The sequence below is a fragment of the Streptomyces sp. NPDC005706 genome (genome assembly GCF_040631045.1).
Taxonomy (GTDB): domain Bacteria; phylum Actinomycetota; class Actinomycetes; order Streptomycetales; family Streptomycetaceae; genus Streptomyces.
Genome location: NZ_JBEXYS010000001.1, coordinates 101507 through 117412 on the forward strand (window position 1 = coordinate 101507; position 15906 = coordinate 117412).

19 protein-coding genes and 1 pseudogene are annotated in these 15906 nt (G+C 70.4%); 13 read left to right on the forward strand and 7 right to left on the reverse strand.

Annotation, left to right across the window (positions count from 1 at the left end):
* Positions 1-95 precede the first annotated feature (95 nt).
* From clpS to ABZ478_RS00440, 8 genes are all read left to right on the forward strand, one after another.
* The gene (gene clpS, locus ABZ478_RS00405) at positions 96-413 is read left to right on the forward strand and encodes an ATP-dependent Clp protease adapter ClpS (protein WP_358930582.1); all 318 of its coding nucleotides are present in this window, start codon (positions 96-98) and stop codon (positions 411-413) included.
* Between the two features lie 11 nt (positions 414-424).
* Positions 425-1027, forward strand: a complete 603-nt coding sequence (locus ABZ478_RS00410) for a DUF2017 domain-containing protein (RefSeq protein ID WP_359544291.1) — start codon at positions 425-427, stop codon at positions 1025-1027.
* A 341-nt stretch (positions 1028-1368) separates the two neighbouring features.
* On the forward strand, positions 1369-2787 hold the full coding sequence (locus ABZ478_RS00415) for an amino acid permease (RefSeq protein WP_359544292.1): 1419 nt from the start codon (positions 1369-1371) through the stop codon (positions 2785-2787).
* A gap of 145 nt (positions 2788-2932) precedes the next feature.
* Positions 2933-3355, forward strand: a complete 423-nt coding sequence (locus ABZ478_RS00420; RefSeq protein ID WP_359544293.1) for a M67 family metallopeptidase — start codon at positions 2933-2935, stop codon at positions 3353-3355.
* Between the two features lie 135 nt (positions 3356-3490).
* Positions 3491-3586, forward strand: coding sequence for a putative leader peptide (locus ABZ478_RS00425; RefSeq protein WP_358930439.1), 96 nt, complete (start codon positions 3491-3493; stop codon positions 3584-3586).
* A 118-nt stretch (positions 3587-3704) separates the two neighbouring features.
* Positions 3705-3983 (forward strand): MoaD/ThiS family protein, encoded by a 279-nt coding sequence (locus tag ABZ478_RS00430; RefSeq protein ID WP_358930441.1) that lies wholly within the window; start codon positions 3705-3707, stop codon positions 3981-3983.
* A 6-nt stretch (positions 3984-3989) separates the two neighbouring features.
* A complete protein-coding gene (locus ABZ478_RS00435) occupies positions 3990-4940 on the forward strand; it encodes a cysteine synthase (protein WP_359544294.1) in 951 nt (316 codons plus the stop codon).
* Positions 4941-5106: 166 nt separating this feature from the next.
* On the forward strand, positions 5107-5577 hold the full coding sequence (locus tag ABZ478_RS00440) for a hypothetical protein (RefSeq protein WP_359544295.1): 471 nt from the start codon (positions 5107-5109) through the stop codon (positions 5575-5577).
* A gap of 14 nt (positions 5578-5591) precedes the next feature.
* Here the strand turns inward: ABZ478_RS00440 and ABZ478_RS00445 are convergent, their stop codons facing one another.
* Complete coding sequence (locus ABZ478_RS00445) at positions 5592-6050, reverse strand: type II toxin-antitoxin system PemK/MazF family toxin (protein ID WP_359544296.1); 459 nt, start codon at positions 6048-6050, stop codon at positions 5592-5594.
* 239 nt (positions 6051-6289) lie between these two features.
* Between ABZ478_RS00445 and ABZ478_RS00450 the strand changes: the two genes are divergently transcribed.
* A complete protein-coding gene (locus tag ABZ478_RS00450; RefSeq protein WP_359544297.1) occupies positions 6290-7042 on the forward strand; it encodes an MBL fold metallo-hydrolase in 753 nt (250 codons plus the stop codon).
* A 68-nt stretch (positions 7043-7110) separates the two neighbouring features.
* Here the strand turns inward: ABZ478_RS00450 and ABZ478_RS00455 are convergent, their stop codons facing one another.
* Positions 7111-8376 (reverse strand): PTS transporter subunit EIIC, encoded by a 1266-nt coding sequence (locus ABZ478_RS00455; protein ID WP_359544298.1) that lies wholly within the window; start codon positions 8374-8376, stop codon positions 7111-7113.
* Positions 8377-8547: 171 nt separating this feature from the next.
* Entirely contained in the window at positions 8548-9846 is a 1299-nt protein-coding gene (locus ABZ478_RS00460; protein ID WP_359544299.1) for a PTS transporter subunit EIIC, read from the reverse strand.
* Positions 9847-10068: 222 nt separating this feature from the next.
* Here ABZ478_RS00460 and ABZ478_RS00465 point away from each other — a divergent pair, with 222 nt between their 5' ends.
* From ABZ478_RS00465 to ABZ478_RS00475, 3 genes are all read left to right on the forward strand, one after another.
* Positions 10069-10302 (forward strand): PTS glucose/sucrose transporter subunit IIB, encoded by a 234-nt coding sequence (locus ABZ478_RS00465; protein WP_199210715.1) that lies wholly within the window; start codon positions 10069-10071, stop codon positions 10300-10302.
* Between the two features lie 77 nt (positions 10303-10379).
* Positions 10380-11117 (forward strand): ribonuclease PH, encoded by a 738-nt coding sequence (gene rph, locus ABZ478_RS00470; RefSeq protein WP_359544300.1) that lies wholly within the window; start codon positions 10380-10382, stop codon positions 11115-11117.
* Positions 11118-11241: 124 nt separating this feature from the next.
* Complete coding sequence (locus tag ABZ478_RS00475; RefSeq protein ID WP_359544301.1) at positions 11242-11643, forward strand: hypothetical protein; 402 nt, start codon at positions 11242-11244, stop codon at positions 11641-11643.
* An 81-nt stretch (positions 11644-11724) separates the two neighbouring features.
* Here ABZ478_RS00475 and ABZ478_RS00480 read toward each other — a convergent pair whose 3' ends face one another.
* The 4 genes from ABZ478_RS00480 to ABZ478_RS00495 are packed head-to-tail and all read right to left on the reverse strand — an operon-like array spanning position 11725 to position 15042.
* Complete coding sequence (locus ABZ478_RS00480) at positions 11725-12450, reverse strand: DUF1707 domain-containing protein (RefSeq protein WP_359544302.1); 726 nt, start codon at positions 12448-12450, stop codon at positions 11725-11727.
* A 9-nt stretch (positions 12451-12459) separates the two neighbouring features.
* Complete coding sequence (locus ABZ478_RS00485) at positions 12460-13428, reverse strand: ATP-binding cassette domain-containing protein (RefSeq protein ID WP_359544303.1); 969 nt, start codon at positions 13426-13428, stop codon at positions 12460-12462.
* Positions 13425-14192: an ABC transporter permease gene (locus tag ABZ478_RS00490; protein WP_359544975.1), complete on the reverse strand. Its 768-nt coding sequence runs from the start codon at positions 14190-14192 to the stop codon at positions 13425-13427. The genes ABZ478_RS00485 and ABZ478_RS00490 overlap by 4 nt, the downstream gene beginning before the upstream one ends.
* 49 nt (positions 14193-14241) lie before the next feature.
* Positions 14242-15042, reverse strand: coding sequence for an ABC-2 family transporter protein (locus ABZ478_RS00495; protein ID WP_359544304.1), 801 nt, complete (start codon positions 15040-15042; stop codon positions 14242-14244).
* A 205-nt stretch (positions 15043-15247) separates the two neighbouring features.
* On the opposite strand from ABZ478_RS00495, the pseudogene ABZ478_RS00500 reads away from it, so the two are divergent.
* Positions 15248-15906 (forward strand): annotated as a pseudogene (locus ABZ478_RS00500) (hypothetical protein); the annotation flags it as partial.

A 15906-nucleotide genomic window follows, 5' to 3' on the forward strand; every position in this document is an offset into this window, starting at 1 on the left:
GGCCGGGGGGCCGGGGGTTGGCCCCCGGTGTGTGCAGCATGACTGGATGCTACCCCCATTTCGTCAGTGTGACGAATACTGCCGCGCGTGGCAGCATGGGCTGTGTGACGTCACCCGCGCCCGTAGAGATCGAACGCACCGAGTCGGCGGAGGAGGTCTTCGCCGTACCCGAGCCCGACGTCCCCTGGGTCACGATCGTGCACAACGACCCGGTCAACCTCATGAGCTATGTGACCTACGTCTTCCAGTCCTACTTCGGCTACCCGAAGGACAAGGCCACCAAGCTCATGCTCGACGTCCACCACAAGGGCCGGGCGGTCGTCTCCAGCGGTACCCGCGAGGAGATGGAGCGCGACGTGCAGGCGATGCACGGCTACGGACTGTGGGCCACCCTCCAGCAGGACCGGAAGTAGCGATCCCCCACATGCCCGGAACCTTCGAACCGATTCCCGGTGGCGGCGCGGCCGTCGCGCTCGACGACGTCGAGATCTCCATCATCCGGTCGCTGGCCGTGCAGCTCCTGGAGCTCATCGGCCCCGGCCCCGCCGAGGACGCCGCCGACCCGCTGGCCGAGCTGTTCGCCGACGGACCGAGCGAGCCGCCCGCCGACCCGGTCCTCAGAAGGCTCTTCCCCGACGCCTACGGCGACCCCGAGCAGGCGCCCGCCTCGCCGGCCGAGGCGCAGGAGCGGCAGGCGCACTCCGCCGAGTTCCGCCGCTACACCGAGAACGACCTGCGCGCGGGCAAGCGGGAGAACGCGCTCGCGGTGATCCGCACCCTGGACGCGCTGAACGCGTCGGACGCGGGCGGGGCGGTCCTCAAGCTGTCCCCGGAGGAGTCGCGCTGGTGGCTCGGCGCCCTCAACGACCTCCGGCTGGCGATCGGCGCGCGGCTGGAGATCACCGACGAGGACGACACCGAGCTGCTGTACCGGCTGCCGGACCAGGACCCGCGCAAGCCGATGGTGATGGCCTATCTGTGGCTCGGCGGTCTCCAGGAAACGCTTGTGACGACCTTGATGCCCTGATCGTCCCGATTTCGTGTTCGCTCAAAGGACACTCAAATCCGGATAACGATCGCGTCACCACTGTGGCCGGTTTTAGCGCATTCGAGCGCTCTTTGTCCGCTTCTCCCTGTGTGGTGCGTCACAACCGCCCGCTGTGCTCAATATTGCGGCCGTGATAAATCTTCACGACCGCCCGGCCGACACCACCCATGTCCGGCCGGGTGCGCCACCGAGCCGGCAACCGCCGGCCAGGCACGGGCGGGCTCCCGAAGCCCCGCCCAGCTCCATCAATCCGGGGGGATCGAAACCCGATCCGAGGCCGACGAAAGGCCTGGGTCGGCATGGAGAAAGGCGCACCACACATGGCCTCCGAGAGGGTCACAGAAACCCCCGAAGAGGGGTACGAGCGCGGGCTCGGCAGCCGTCAGGTCCAGATGATCGCCATCGGCGGTGCCATCGGCGTCGGTCTGTTCCTGGGGGCCGGGGCGAACATCGCCAAGGCCGGTCCCAGTCTCATCCTCATGTACGCCCTCGCCGGCGTGATCATCTTCTTCATCATGCGGGCCCTGGGCGAGCTGCTGCTCTACCGTCCCGTCTCCGGCTCCTTCGCCGAGTACTCCCGCGAGTTCCTCGGCCCGTTCTTCGGCTACTTCACCGGCTGGACGTACTGGCTGATGTGGGTGGTCACCGGCATGGCCGAGCTGACGGCCGCCGCCATCTACGTCAACTACTGGTTCCCGGCCGTCCCGCAGTGGGTCACGGCCCTGGTCTTCCTCGTGGTCCTGTTCGTGGCCAACCTGATCTCGGTCAAGCTGTTCGGCGAGATCGAGTTCTGGTTCTCCATGGTCAAGGTCACCGCCCTGATCGGCATGATCGTGATCGGCCTCGGCGTGCTCACCTTCGGCTTCAGCGCCGCCGGTGACACCGCGCACGTGGCGAACCTCTGGCAGTTCGACGGCTTCTTCCCGAAGGGCATCGGCTCCTCGCTGATGACCCTGCAGGGCGTGATGTTCGCCTACCTCGCCGTCGAGCTGGTCGGCGTCACCGCGGGCGAGTCCGAGAACCCGGAGAAGACCCTCCCGAAGGCGATCAACACCCTGCCGTGGCGCATCGCCCTGTTCTACGTGGGTGCCCTCACGGTCATCCTGTGCGTCGTCAAGTGGACCGAGTTCGCCGAGGGCGTCAGTCCCTTCGTGAAGGCGTTCGCGGTCATCGGCATCCCGGCCGGCGCAGGCATCGTCAACTTCGTGGTGCTCACCGCGGCCCTGTCCTCCTGCAACTCGGGCATGTACTCCACCGGCCGCATGCTGCGCACCCTGGCCGACAACGGCGAGGCCCCGCGCGTCTTCTCGAAGCTGTCGGCCACCAAGACCCCCGCGCTCGGCATCACCGTCTCGATGCTGTTCATGGGCATCGGCGTGGTCCTGAACTACGTCGTCCCGGAGAAGGCCTTCGGCTACGTCACCTCCGTCGCCACCGCGGCCGGAATCTGGACCTGGCTGATGATCCTGGTCAGCCACGTCCTCTACCGCCGCGCGGTGGACGCGGGCCGGCTGCCGGCCTCCTCCTTCCCGGCGCCGGGCGGCGCGGTGTGCTCGTACATCGCCATCGCGTTCCTGCTCTTCGTCACTGGCCTGATCGCGTACGACGCCGACTCGCGCGTCTGCCTGTACGTGATGGCGGGCTGGGCGGTCGCGCTCGGCATCGGCTGGATGGCCCTGAAGTCCCGCACCCCGCAGATCGCGGACCGCGACGAGCAGGCGTTCGAGAAGGTCGGCTGACCGCCGCGTAAACCTTCCCCCAGGACGTCCGGCCGCCGGGAGTACTCGTGGCAGTCCCGGCGGCCACCGCTCAGGGCGTCCAGCATATGGGCCGCCCCGTACCACACCTCGGTACGGGGCGGCCCCTCTGCTTATCCTGACCCCCATGCTGACCATCACCCAGGCCCTGTACGACCAGATCGTGGCCCACGCGCGCGAGGACCACCCCGACGAGGCGTGCGGCGTCGTCGCGGGCCCGGTGGGCGCCGGCCGTCCCGAGCGCTTCATCCCGATGCTGAACGCGGCCCGTTCGCCCACCTTCTACGAGTTCGACTCGCAGGACCTGCTCAAGCTCTACCGCGAGATGGACGACCGCGACGAGGAGCCGGTGATCATCTACCACTCCCACACCGCGACCGAGGCCTACCCCTCCCGCACCGACATCGGCTACGCCAACGAGCCCGGCGCGCACTACGTCCTCGTCTCCACCGCCGACACCGACGGCCTCGGCGACTTCCAGTTCCGCTCCTTCCGCATCCTCGACGGCGAGGTCACGGAGGAGGAGGTCAAGGTCGTGCAGGCGTACTGACGGGCCACCCCGGCCGGCATCCCCGGGTGCGCCGACAGGCCCACTGATCTCGGAAGTCTCAGTCAGTGGCCGACGACCATCCGAAGTGTGGGACGACACTCCGAGTGCGGGGGCGGGAATCGATACGATGACCTCATGGTTATCGGAGACGTGAGCGACAAGACGCCGGGCATGCTGCTCGTGGCGCGGCTGCACGTCGACCTGTGCAGGCTGGCCAGCGCCATCTGTTGACGCAACGCCCCCCTGCCGCCGTTCGGCCGTGAGCCGACGGCGCCCCACCCCGCGTACACGAGACGCCCGCGCTGTCGCGCCCACCGACCTGACTCATTCCGACAGGAGCCCTGACGCCATGGCCATCGAGGTCCGCATCCCGACCATCCTCCGCACGTACACCGACGGCCAGAAGGCCGTGGAGGGCACCGGGGACACCCTCGCCGAGCTCTTCGCCGACCTCGAGTCCCGGCACCCGGGCATCCAGGCCCGCATCGTGGACGGCGAGCAGCTCCGCCGGTTCGTGAACGTCTACCTGAACGACGAGGACGTGCGCTTCCTCGACGGCATCACCACCAAGCTGGCCGACGGCGACAACGTGACGATCCTGCCGGCGGTCGCCGGCGGGATGGCCTGATCCCCGATGCGCTACGACTCCCCGCTGGCCGCGGTGGGCAACACCCCTCTGGTGCGCCTGCCGCGGCTCTCGCCGTCCGATGACGTCCGCATCTGGGCCAAGCTGGAGGACCGCAACCCGACCGGCTCGGTCAAGGACCGCCCGGCCCTGCACATGATCGAGCAGGCGGAGAAGGACGGCCGGCTGACCCCGGGCTGCACCATCCTCGAGCCGACCTCCGGCAACACCGGCATCTCCCTCGCCATGGCCGCCAAGCTCAAGGGCTACCGCATGGTGTGCGTGATGCCGGAGAACACCTCCCAGGAGCGCCGGGACCTGCTCGGCATGTGGGGCGCCGAGATCATCTCCTCCCCGGCCGCGGGCGGCTCCAACACCGCCGTGCGCGTCGCCAAGGAAATCTCCGCCGAGCACCCCGACTGGGTGATGCTCTACCAGTACGGCAACCCGGACAACGCGGGCGCCCACTACGCCACGACCGGCCCGGAGATCCTCGCCGACCTGCCCTCCGTCACCCACTTCGTCGCGGGCCTCGGCACCACCGGCACCCTCATGGGTGTCGGCCGCTACCTGCGCGAGCACAAGCCGGACGTGAAGATCGTCGCCGCCGAACCGCGCTACGACGACCTGGTGTACGGCCTGCGCAACCTCGACGAGGGCTTCGTCCCCGAGCTGTACGACGCCTCCGTGCTCACCACCCGCTTCTCCGTCGGCTCCGCCGACGCGGTCACCCGCACCCGTGAACTCCTCCAGCAGGAGGGCATCTTCGCGGGCGTCTCCACCGGTGCCGCCCTGCACGCGGCGATCGGCGTCGGCAGGAAGGCCGTCAAGGCCGGCGAGAGCGCCGACATCGTCTTCGTCGTGGCCGACGGCGGCTGGAAGTACCTCTCCACCGGCGTCTACACCGCCGCCACCACCGAAGAGGCCATCGAGACCCTGCACGGCCAGCTCTGGGCCTAGGTCGTGTCCGTAAAATCGCGCCTGCGACGCGACTTTACGGACACGACCCACGTCTCCCCGCCATGCGGGGAATTCCGCCCTCCGCATGCGGGATCCGTCCGCGCCGGTGGTACGTCACATCCGTACCAGCGGCCGGACGGCCGGCCACGGACGAAAGGCGGACCCCATGCGTCGAACCACGACCCTCGCCCTCGCGGCAGCCACGCTGCTCCTCGCGGGCTGCGGCTCGCAGAGCGGCGGGGACGGCGGGGACGACACCGGGGGCGGCAGCGGCAAGGTTTCACCGTCGGCGAGCGGCACACCGTCCTCCGGCGGGTGCGTCCCCCAGGCCGAGCTGACCGCCGCGGACAACGGCCACACCCTCTGCCTGACCAAGGGCGGCGAGCTGCGGCTCACCCTCGACGGCACCAAGGACCGCCCCTGGAAGCCGGTCTCGGCGAGCGGCCCCGCCCTGGAGGCGATCAACTCGGGCTTCGTCATCCAGCCGGGTGACGCGAGCGCCGCCTACCGGGCGAAGACCGCCGGCACCACCAAGCTGACGTCCTCCCGGCCCATGTGCCCCGAGCCCACGGCCTCCGGCCAGGTCTCCTGCAAGGGCATCCAGGAGTGGACCGTCACGGTGACGGTCCGCCAGTAGCCGTTCCGCCCCGCTCAGCCCGCGAGGTGCCGCACCTGGTCCCACAGGACCGGGTCGACCACGCCCACCCGGCGCCGGAACTCTCCCACCGGCACCTCCCGCAGCTCGTCGGTCTGCAGGAAGCTGGGCCGCCCGTGCGCGTCGCCGACCGCGCCGGGCGGCAGCGGGATCACTCCGGCACGCTCGTCGTGGTACTTGCTGGTGATCTTCGCGACCGTGGCCCGGTTGCCGCGTACGGCCAGCACCAGACAGGGGCGGTCCTTGGACTCGGCCCGGTCCTCGTAGGGCACGTTCGCCCACCAGATGTCCCCGGGGTGCGGACGCGTCAGGGCCCGGTCCCGGACCCCCGGTCGCCCGGGCGGCCGCAGCCTGCGCCCGCTGGGCCGCCGGCCCCGCCCCCAGCCGTCCACGAGCGTCGCGACCAGCGCGAGCAGTACCACCGCCGCGAGCGCCAGCCACCAGGACGTGTCCATGAGGACGACGTTACCGGCGCGCGCCCGGCATTGCGCGCCCTCTTCTGTTCTTGCGCGCTCCCAGTCCAGCCGAACCGGTGACAGCACAGGTGAGTTCGCCCACAACAGCCCCTGGTGGAGGAGCGACCCGCGCTTTTGCGCCTTACGCTCGACGGACCGCACGACCCCCTTCGTCATGCCCCGGCCCGCTGTGCCGGCTCCCCGCCCGCCGCCTTTCTGCCAACGGAGGTTTCTGCTTCATGAAGCTCACCGTCGTCGGCTGCTCGGGGTCGTTCCCATCCGCGGAATCGGCCTGCTCGAGCTACCTCGTCGAGGCCGACGGCTTCCGGCTGCTCCTCGACATGGGCAACGGCGCCCTCGGCGAGCTGCAGCGCCACTGCGGTCTCTACGACCTCGACGCGATCTTCCTGAGCCACCTGCACGTCGACCACTGCATCGACATGTGCGCCTACTTCGTCGCGCGCTACTACCGCTTCGACGGCGGCCGCTGCGCCCCGATACCGGTCTACGGCCCCGAGGGCACCGAGCACCGCCTGACCACGGCCTACGCCGACACCCCCTCCGCCTCCTCCATGAGCGAGGTCTTCGACTTCCACACGGTCAAGCCGTCGACGTTCGAGATCGGCCCGTTCACCGTGCACACCGAGCGGGTGCGGCACCCCGTGGAGGCTTACGGGATCCGGATCGAGCACGGCGGGAAGGTGCTGACGTACTCCGGCGACACGGGCGTCACCGGGACGCTGGACGAGCTGGCCCGGGACGCGGACCTGTTCCTGTGCGAGGCCGCGTTCACGTACGGCAAGGAAGACATCCCGGACCTGCACCTCAACGGCCGTGAGGCCGGCGAGACGGCGGCCCGCGCGAACGCCCGCCACGTGGTCCTCACCCACATCCCGCCCTGGACCGACCCCCAGCTCAACGCGGCCCACGCCCGCGAGGTCTTCACCGGCCGGGTGGACCTGGCGGCACCGGGGACGACGTACGAGATCTGACCCCGCGGCACACACGAAGAGGCCCCCGGAGCCGAGCGGCTCCGGGGGCCTTCGTCATGCCGGGGAGGCTACTTGGCCTCCGCCTTCTGCAGCTCCGCCAGTTCCTCGTCGGACTCGCGGCCCGGCGTCGGCAGGTTGAACCTGATGATCGCGAAGCGGAAGACCACGTAGTAGACGACCGCGAAGCACAGGCCGACCAGGACCAGGCCCCAGGGGTTGGTCGCGATGCCCAGGTTCAGGCCGAAGTCGACGACGCCCGCCGAGAACCCGAACCCGTCCTTCATGCCCAGCGCCCAGGTCAGCGCCAGCGAGACGCCGGTGAGGACTGCGTGGATGGCGTACAGGACCGGCGCGATGAACATGAAGGTGAACTCGATCGGCTCGGTCACACCGGTCACGAACGAGGTCAGCGCGATCGAGAACATCATGCCGCCGACGACCTTGCGGCGCTCCGGACGGGCGCAGTGCACGATGGCCAGGCAGGCCGCCGGGAGGCCGAACATCATGATCGGGAAGAAGCCGGTCATGAACTGTCCGGCGGCCGGGTCGCCGGCCAGGAAGCGGGCGATGTCGCCGCTCTTGCCGTGGTAGTCGCCGGCCTGGAACCAGGGGAACGAGTTGAGCAGGTGGTGCATGCCGATCGGGATCAGCGCGCGGTTGGCCACACCGAAGATGCCGGCGCCGACCGCGCCCGACCCCACCAGCCACTCACCGAAGTTGTGCAGACCGGTGCCGAGGACCGGCCAGATGTAGCCGAACACGATGCCGAGGATCAGGCCGGCGAAGGCCGACAGGATCGGGACCAGGCGCCGGCCGCCGAAGAAGCCCGCCCAGTCGGGCAGCTTGGTGCGGTAGAAGCGCTGGTAGATCAGGGCGACCACGATGCCCATCACCACACCGCCGAGGACCTTGGCGTCCACCGGCGCGTCCACCATGACGACCTTGCCGTCGACGGCGGTCGCCACCTTCGGCAGGTTCTTGTCGGTGAACGTGCCCAGCACGTTCTTGAAGACCAGGTAGCCGACGACCGCCGCGAGCGCGGTCGAGCCGTCCGACTTCTTGGCGAAGCCGATGGCGATGCCCACGGCGAACAGCAGCGCCATGTTGTCGAGGATCGCGTTCCCGCCGGCGGCCATGAAGCCCGCTATCTTCGTCAGGAACGTGGGGAACGACGGGCGTCCCAGCATGTCGGTGTTGCCGAGGCGCACCAGGAGGGCGGCGGCCGGCAGGACCGCCACCGGCAGCATGAGGCTGCGGCCGATGCGCTGCAGCACAGCCATCGCGCCGGCGCCCTTCTTCTTCTCGGCCGCGGGAGCGGCGCTGGCCGTGGTCACAACTTCCTCCATGTGGGCATGGCGCCGCCCGTGCGTGGGGGAGGGAGGACGGCGGCGTCTCTGGTCTACACCACTCAGTGGTGTAGACCTGTTGTAGCACGATGAAGGCGGTGTAAGGAACCCGCGATTCCCGTTACCGCCGCGCTACTCGCCGTGCCCCTCGCGGGGCGCCTATGCCTTGGTGACGTCCTCCACCTCCTCCGCCCGCTCCCGCCCCGGCGTCCGCAGATCGAACCTGGTGATCGCGAAGCGGAAGACCACGTAGTAGACCGCGGCGAACACCAGGCCGATCGGAATGATCAGCCACGGTTTCGTCGCCAGGTGCCAGTTGATGACGTAGTCGATCAGACCGGCCGAGAAGGCGAAGCCGTCGTGCACGCCCAGCGCCCACGTCACCGCCATCGAGACCCCCGTCAGCACCGCGTGGACCGCGTACAGCGTCGGCGCGATGAAGAGGAAGGAGTACTCGATCGGCTCGGTGATGCCCGTCACGAACGACGTCAGCGCCACCGACAGCATCAGCCCGCCGACCTCCTTGCGCCGCTCCGGCCGCGCGCAGTGCGTGATGGCCAGCGCCGCCGCCGGCAGCGCGAACATCATGATCGGGAAGAACCCCGAGGTGAACTGCCCCGCGCTCGGGTCGCCCGCCAGGAACATGTTGATGTCGCCGTGCACCACCGTGCCGTCCGGCTTGGTGTAGCTGCCGAACTGGAACCACAGGGGCACGTTCAGGAACTGGTGCAGCCCGATCACCAGCAGCGCCCGGTTGGCGACGCCGAACAGCCCCGCGCCCCACGGCCCCGCGTCACGCAGCCAGTGGCCGAAGCTCTCCAGACCGCTGCCGACCGGCGGCCAGACCCACAGGCACAGGCCCGCGAAGAGGATGGCGACGAACGACATGATGATCGGCACCAGCCGGCGCCCGTTGAAGAAGCCCAGCCAGTCCACCAGCCGGGTGCGGTGGAAGCGGGCCCAGAAGAAGGCCGCCAGCAGGCCCATCACGATGCCGCCGAAGACACCCGGGTTCTGGAAGGTGAAAGCCGTCACCGACCCGTCCGACACCTGGCAGCCCACGTGCTCGACCGCCTTCGAGCCGGCCGGGCAGTCCTCCGGGAACTCGTGCAGCACGCCGTAGTAGACGAGGAAGCCCGCCACCGCCGCGAGCGCCGTGGAGCCGTCGGCCTTCTTGGCCATGCCGATCGCCACGCCCACGCAGAACAGCAGCGGCAGCCCCAGCGAGCCGTCGAGCAGCGCCCCGCCCGCGCCCAGCATCACCTTGGAGACCGTGGTCCAGCCGAGGCCGCCCTCGCCGACCACGCCCGGCTGGGCCAGGCCGATCAGGATGCCCGCGGCCGGCAGCACCGCGATCGGCAGCTGGAGACTGCGGCCCATCTTCTGCAGGCCCTGGTACAGCCGGTGCAGCCGGACGCGCGCCGGGCCGGCCGCGTCCTCGGCGCTGTCGGCGCTCATCGGCGTCCTCCCTGAACCCCTCGGCCTCGAACCCCGGCCCGGCGGCCGAACACGTCGGCGCACAAGCCGGTTTGGCTACCGTCCCCCCGGTGGTGTAGACCAGTCGGCGGACGGTTCCGCTGTGGTGATCGCCATCATTGGGCACGTACCGCACGGCCGCTCGCGAAGATGGGCCAACTGTGGGTTACTGCGACAAAGCGGTTCGGATCAGGGAGAAGCAACATGGCCAGCAAGGCTGAGAAGATCGTCGCCGGCCTCGGCGGCATCGAGAACATCGAGGAGATCGAGGGCTGCATCACCCGGCTCCGCACCGAGGTCTCCGACCCCTCGCTCGTCGACGACACCGCCCTGAAGGCCGCCGGCGCCCACGGCGTCGTCAAGATGGGCACCGCCATCCAGGTCGTCATCGGCACCGACGCCGACCCGATCGCCGCGGAGATCGAAGACATGATGTGAACCTCCCGGTTCACCAGGAAGGGGCACTTCCCGACGCGGGACGGGCCCCTTCCGCGCGTACGGCTAGGCTCGTCCGCATGTCTCGAATCGACGGCCGCACCCCCGAACAGCTCCGCCCGGTCACCATCGAACGCGGCTGGAGCAAGCACGCCGAGGGCTCCGTCCTCGTCTCCTTCGGCGACACCAAGGTCTTCTGCACCGCCTCCGTCACCGAAGGAGTCCCGCGCTGGCGCAAGGGCAGCGGCGAGGGCTGGGTCACCGCGGAGTACTCCATGCTGCCCCGCGCCACCAACACCCGCGGCGACCGCGAGTCCGTCAAGGGCAGGATCGGCGGCCGCACCCACGAGATCTCCCGGCTCATCGGCCGCTCCCTGCGCGCCGTCATCGACTACAAGGCGCTCGGCGAGAACACCATCGTCCTCGACTGCGACGTCCTCCAGGCCGACGGCGGCACCCGCACCGCCGCCATCACCGGCGCCTACGTCGCCCTGGCCGACGCCGTCGCCTGGGCCCAGGGCCGCAAACTGGTCAAGGCCGGCCGGCAGCCGCTCACCGGAACCGTCAGCGCCGTCTCCGTCGGCATCGTCGACGGGGTACCCCTCCTCGACCTCTGCTACGAGGAGGACGTGCGCGCCGAGACCGACATGAACGTCGTCTGCACCGGCGACGGCCGCTTCGTCGAGGTCCAGGGCACCGCCGAGGCCGAACCCTTCGCCCGCGAGGAGCTCAACGCCCTGCTCGACCTCGCCGTGGCCGGCTGCGACCAGCTCGCGGCGGCCCAGCGGGCGGCCCTGGCGGCCGCCCTCGCAAAGTAAAGGGACCGCCAAAAAAGCCGGTACGCGGGGGCAACCCCCGCATCCTTCCCGACGTCCGTATGGGTACGGGCGCACGGCCACCGCCGTGCGCCCGGCCAGCCGTACCAGGGGAGGGACCCACACCATGGCCGCCAGCCGACGCCGAAGCCGGCTCACCGCCGTCGCCGCCGCCCTAGCGACCGCCGCGCTCACCGCCGGCCTCACCACCGGCTGCGACGCCGTGAACAAGGCCCTGGACTGCGTACAGACCGCCGACTCCATCGCCGACAGCGTCACCGACCTCCAGCAGGCCGTGGAGAACGCCGGCGACGACCCCACGCAGGCCGACGCCTCCCTCGACTCCATCGAGAAGAACCTCGACAAGATCGGCGACAAGACCGACGACGCCGACGTCAACAAGGCCGTCGACGACCTCTCCAAAGCCGTCGACAACGTCCGTGCCGCCATCAGGAACGGCGACCACACCCCCGACGTCAGCCCCGTCACGGACGCCGCGGGCGAACTGACCAAGGTCTGCACCTCGTAGCCACGGACCGCCGACGCCGGGGGAGCACGCTCACCCCCGGCGACGGGCACCGCGAGCCCGGCACGATCCGAACGGCAGACCCTAGTCCCGCTCCCGGTCCGCACGCCGCGCCCGGTGCAGCTCGTGCCGGGCCTCCTTGCGCTCCAGCCGCTCCTGCCGGCGCTGCTCCTTCAGCCGCTGCCGCTCGGCCCGGGTCACCTTGCGCTCGACGCCCACCCCGCCCCAGAAGGCGAAGCCGCCGATCACCACCCGCGGGGCACCCGGCTCCGGCGGACCGTCGTCCCTCGGATGCTCGAAGCCGCCCATCACGCCGATGCCCCGGACCACCACCTCGACGCCCGGCGGCACGATCACCTGCACCCCGCCCATGACCGCCACGCAGTTGATCTCCACCTCGCGGTCCGCGAAGTTCGCCTCCCGCAGATCGATCTCACCACCGCCCATGAACGCGAAGCAGTTGAACCGCTTCGGCACCGTCCAACGGCCCCTGCGTTCGAACCCCGACAGCACCGCGAACCCGCCCGCCGAGGAACCCTCGCCCCCGACGATCCGGCCCGCCCAGCCACCCCGCTCCGCCGGCGCCTTCGAGAACGAGACGGGAGCGGCCGCCGCCGCGCCGCCGGCCGGCAGATCACGGGTGATCGGCGTCAGCTCACCGTACGTACGCGCGCTGTACGTCGCCTCCAGCCGTTCCTCGAACTCCCCCATGTCCAGGCGCCCTTCCGCGAGGGCGTCCCGCAGGACCTCGGCGACCCGCTCACGGTCGGCGTCGGACGCCCGGAGGTCCGGACTTGCGTCGTCGGTCATGACAGAAGCCTACGAGACCGCCTTCTCCGCGTACATCTTCGCGATGACCGCCTCGATGTCCGGCTCCCGCACCGACAGGTCCACCAGCGGATACCCGGCCGCGATGTGCGCCACCAGCGGCGCCGCCGACTGCCCGGCCGGGAACGCCAGCCACTGCCGCGGCCCCGCCACCCGCACCACCCGGCACGACGGCGCCTCGATCGGCGGCAACTCCCGCTCCAGGTCCACCACCAGCGTCCGCTCCCCCTCCCCGGCCTCGTGCAGCCCGGCCAGCGCGCCGTCGTACATCAGCCGCCCGTGGTCGATCACCATCACCCGCGAGCACAACTGCTCGATGTCCTGAAGGTCGTGCGTCGTCAGCAGCACCGTCGTACCGCTCCCGGCGTTCAGCTCCTTCAAAAAGCCCCGCACCTTCGCCTTGGACACCACGTCCAGACCGATCGTCGGCTCGTCCAGGTACAGCACCTCCGGATCGTGCAGCAGGGCCGCCGCGATGTCCCCGCGCATCCGCTGCCCCAGCGACAACTGCCGCACCGGCACGTCCAACAGGTCGCCCAGCTCCAGCAGTTCGACACAGCGGTCCAGGTTCTCCCGGTAACGGGCCTCCGGGATGCGGTACATACGGTGCGTCAGCCGGTAGGAGTCGATCAGCGGCAGGTCCCACCACAACGTCGTCCGCTGCCCGAACACCACACCGATCCGGTGCGCCAGCCGGGTCCGCTCCCGCGACGGATCGATCCCCGCCACCCGCAGCCGGCCGCCACTCGGCATGAGGATCCCGGTCAGCATCTTGATCGTCGTCGACTTCCCGGCCCCGTTCGGACCGATGTAACCGACCATCTCGCCGCGCGCCACGGAGAACGAGATCGAGTCCACCGCCCGCACCTGCCGCCGCTCCCGCTTCATGAACCCGGTCTTCCGGCGCACCTCGAAGACCTTCTCGACCCGGTCCACCTCGATGAACGCGTCCACCGTCAACTCCCTGTACTCCGATACGACCGAAGGCCCGCCCGCCACGCCAGTCCCGCCGCCGCGCAAGCCGCCACCGCCACCAACGGCGGCGCGAACGCCGCCCCCTGTGGCAGCCCGCCCAGCGGATACGGCCGCCCCAGCACATAGGCGGCCGGCACCCAGTTGACGAAGGCCAGCGGGAACATGAAGGTCACCCCCCGCACCAACTCCTTGCCGAACACCGTCGGCGGATACTGCAGCAGCGTCTGCCCGCCGTACGTGAACGCGGCCTGCACCTCGGACGCGTCCTGCGCCACGAACTGGAAGGCCGCCCCCGCCACGAACACAGCGGAGAAGATCACCCCGCCGCAGACCAGCATCCCCGGCACCATCAGCACCTTCACCGGCGTCCAGGCGATGTCCGACGCGACGAGCGCGTAGCCCAGCACCAGCACCCCCTGGGCGATGCGGCCGACCCGGCGCAGCGCGAACCGGTCGGCTGCGACCTGCGCCAGCACCGGCGCGGGCCGCACCAGCAGGGTGTCCAGCGTGCCGTCGCGCACCCGGCGGCCCAGCCGGTCGGCCGAACCGATCGCCAGGTCCGCGACACCGAACGACGTCGCCGACAGCCCGTACAGGAACGCGACCTCGGGCAGCGAGTAGCCGCCGAGCACGTCGACCCGGGAGAACATCAGCATGATCGTCACGAAGTCGAGGCCGGTCACGACCAGCCCGCCGAACACGGTCATCACGAAGGACGCCCGGTAGGCCAGCGTGGAGCGGATCCACATCCCGGCGATCAGCCGGTAGGCGCGCAGCCCCTCGGCCAGCTGCCCGTACTCACCCACCCTGCACCACCACCCGCCGGGCCGCCGCCGTCTGCACCAGCCGCCCCACCGCCAGCAGCACCACCGCCCACGCCGCCTGGAACAGGAACGAGGGCAACGGGTCGGCCGTCCCCATCAGCACATCCGCCGGCACCTGGATCTGCGCCGCCCACGGCAGCGCCCGCACTACCTCACCGAGCGTCCCGGGAAAGGCGTTCAGCGGCAGAGTCATACCCGAACAGAAGATGCCGGTGACCATCAGCGCCTGCAGCGCCCCCGTGCCGTCCATCAGCCAGAACCCGGTCAGCGCCACCAGGTAGCGGATACCGAAACTGACGAGCATCGCCAGCGCCACCGAGACCAGGAAAGCCAGCCACGTACCCACCTCGTCGGGCAGCGCCGTCGGGAAGACCAGCGCCCCGAACGTGAACGGGACCACCCCGCGCCCGAGCAGCTGGAACAGCGCCCGGCCCAAATCGTTCGCCAGCCACCACACTTGGAGGTCCACCGGCCGGTACAGGTCGATCGCGACCTCACCCGTACGGATGCGTTCCATGAACTCGGCCTCGAAACCGCCCCCCTGGATCGCCAGCGTCGCGTACAGGGCCTGCCCCAGCCAGACGAACGTGACGGCCTGCGCCTGGTCATAGCCCCCGAGGTGCGGCTTCTCGTCCCACAGCGCCAGATAGGTGTAGACGAGGATGAGTCCGAAGGCCGTGTTCGTGAACACCCCTGCCGCAGTGGCCGCCCGATACGTCGCGTACCGTCTGAATCCCCCCGTCGCGACGGCGGCGTACAACCGTCCCGCGCCCACGTCAGTCAACCTCCCCGGACCGCTCGACACCGAAGCGCAGGAGCCTAGTCCGGAGGCCCGGCGGCCGGCGACGCATTTTCGTCCCGGAAGCGTGCCGGAATCCGGGAACGGATCGCCAGGTGCGAGAGTCTTCAAAACCGGGGGCGCAGAAGGCGTACGAGGCGTACGGGAAACGTACGACGCGAAACAGGAGTCCGTGCACGACATGAGCGACGAGCCGCAGCCGCAGCAGCCGAACGAGGGCGGGGCACCGGAACAACCGCTGCCGGCTGCAGGGCCCGCACAATCCGGTGAGGCCGCCGGCGGTGCCACCGGAGACACCCGATCCGAAGAAGGTGACGACCGGGACCGGGGCAGCAGCAAGGACCGGCCGGATTCGAACCAGGGCCAGGGCCAGGACCGGGGCCGGGACGGTGCGGCCGCCGGGCCGGCTCGGGACGGCCAGGAGAAGAAGGCCGCGTCGCCGGCCGACGGCACCTCCGGCGGTCAGTCGTCGCCGGGTGCCGGCGCGGACCAGGCCGCCCGCGCCCGCCGCGCGGCCCTGGCCGCCCAGATGGGCCGGGCCGCCCGCACGGGCGACGGAAGCACCGGCGCCGGGGCACCCCGCAAACCGCAGAGCGGCCTGCCCGCCCAGCAGGCGGGACAGCCGCGGGAGCCCGGAAAGCCCGAGGGCACCGAGCCCCGCAGGCCCGGCGTGCCTCCGCAGGCGCCCGGCAAGAACGAGCATCCCCAAAAGCCGGGAGCCGAGGGGCCACAGCGCCCCGCGGTGCCGCCGCAGTCGGGCAAGCCGCAGGGCACCGGGAAGGCCGAGGGTTCCGAGGGGCAGGTGACCGAGCGTTCCGCCGGGGCCGCGCGTCCCGGGGT

Coding starts and splice junctions, on each gene's coding strand:
- clpS (WP_358930582.1), top strand. CDS start 96: ATGGGCTGTGTGACGTCACCCGCGCCCGTAGAGATCGAACGCACCGAG.
- ABZ478_RS00410 (WP_359544291.1), top strand. CDS start 425: ATGCCCGGAACCTTCGAACCGATTCCCGGTGGCGGCGCGGCCGTCGCG.
- ABZ478_RS00415 (WP_359544292.1), top strand. CDS start 1,369: ATGGCCTCCGAGAGGGTCACAGAAACCCCCGAAGAGGGGTACGAGCGC.
- ABZ478_RS00420 (WP_359544293.1), top strand. CDS start 2,933: ATGCTGACCATCACCCAGGCCCTGTACGACCAGATCGTGGCCCACGCG.
- ABZ478_RS00425 (WP_358930439.1), top strand. CDS start 3,491: ATGGTTATCGGAGACGTGAGCGACAAGACGCCGGGCATGCTGCTCGTG.
- ABZ478_RS00430 (WP_358930441.1), top strand. CDS start 3,705: ATGGCCATCGAGGTCCGCATCCCGACCATCCTCCGCACGTACACCGAC.
- ABZ478_RS00435 (WP_359544294.1), top strand. CDS start 3,990: ATGCGCTACGACTCCCCGCTGGCCGCGGTGGGCAACACCCCTCTGGTG.
- ABZ478_RS00440 (WP_359544295.1), top strand. CDS start 5,107: ATGCGTCGAACCACGACCCTCGCCCTCGCGGCAGCCACGCTGCTCCTC.
- ABZ478_RS00445 (WP_359544296.1), bottom strand. CDS start 6,050: ATGGACACGTCCTGGTGGCTGGCGCTCGCGGCGGTGGTACTGCTCGCG.
- ABZ478_RS00450 (WP_359544297.1), top strand. CDS start 6,290: ATGAAGCTCACCGTCGTCGGCTGCTCGGGGTCGTTCCCATCCGCGGAA.
- ABZ478_RS00460 (WP_359544299.1), bottom strand. CDS start 9,846: ATGAGCGCCGACAGCGCCGAGGACGCGGCCGGCCCGGCGCGCGTCCGG.
- ABZ478_RS00465 (WP_199210715.1), top strand. CDS start 10,069: ATGGCCAGCAAGGCTGAGAAGATCGTCGCCGGCCTCGGCGGCATCGAG.
- rph (WP_359544300.1), top strand. CDS start 10,380: ATGTCTCGAATCGACGGCCGCACCCCCGAACAGCTCCGCCCGGTCACC.
- ABZ478_RS00475 (WP_359544301.1), top strand. CDS start 11,242: ATGGCCGCCAGCCGACGCCGAAGCCGGCTCACCGCCGTCGCCGCCGCC.
- ABZ478_RS00480 (WP_359544302.1), bottom strand. CDS start 12,450: ATGACCGACGACGCAAGTCCGGACCTCCGGGCGTCCGACGCCGACCGT.
- ABZ478_RS00490 (WP_359544975.1), bottom strand. CDS start 14,192: ATGTGGATCCGCTCCACGCTGGCCTACCGGGCGTCCTTCGTGATGACC.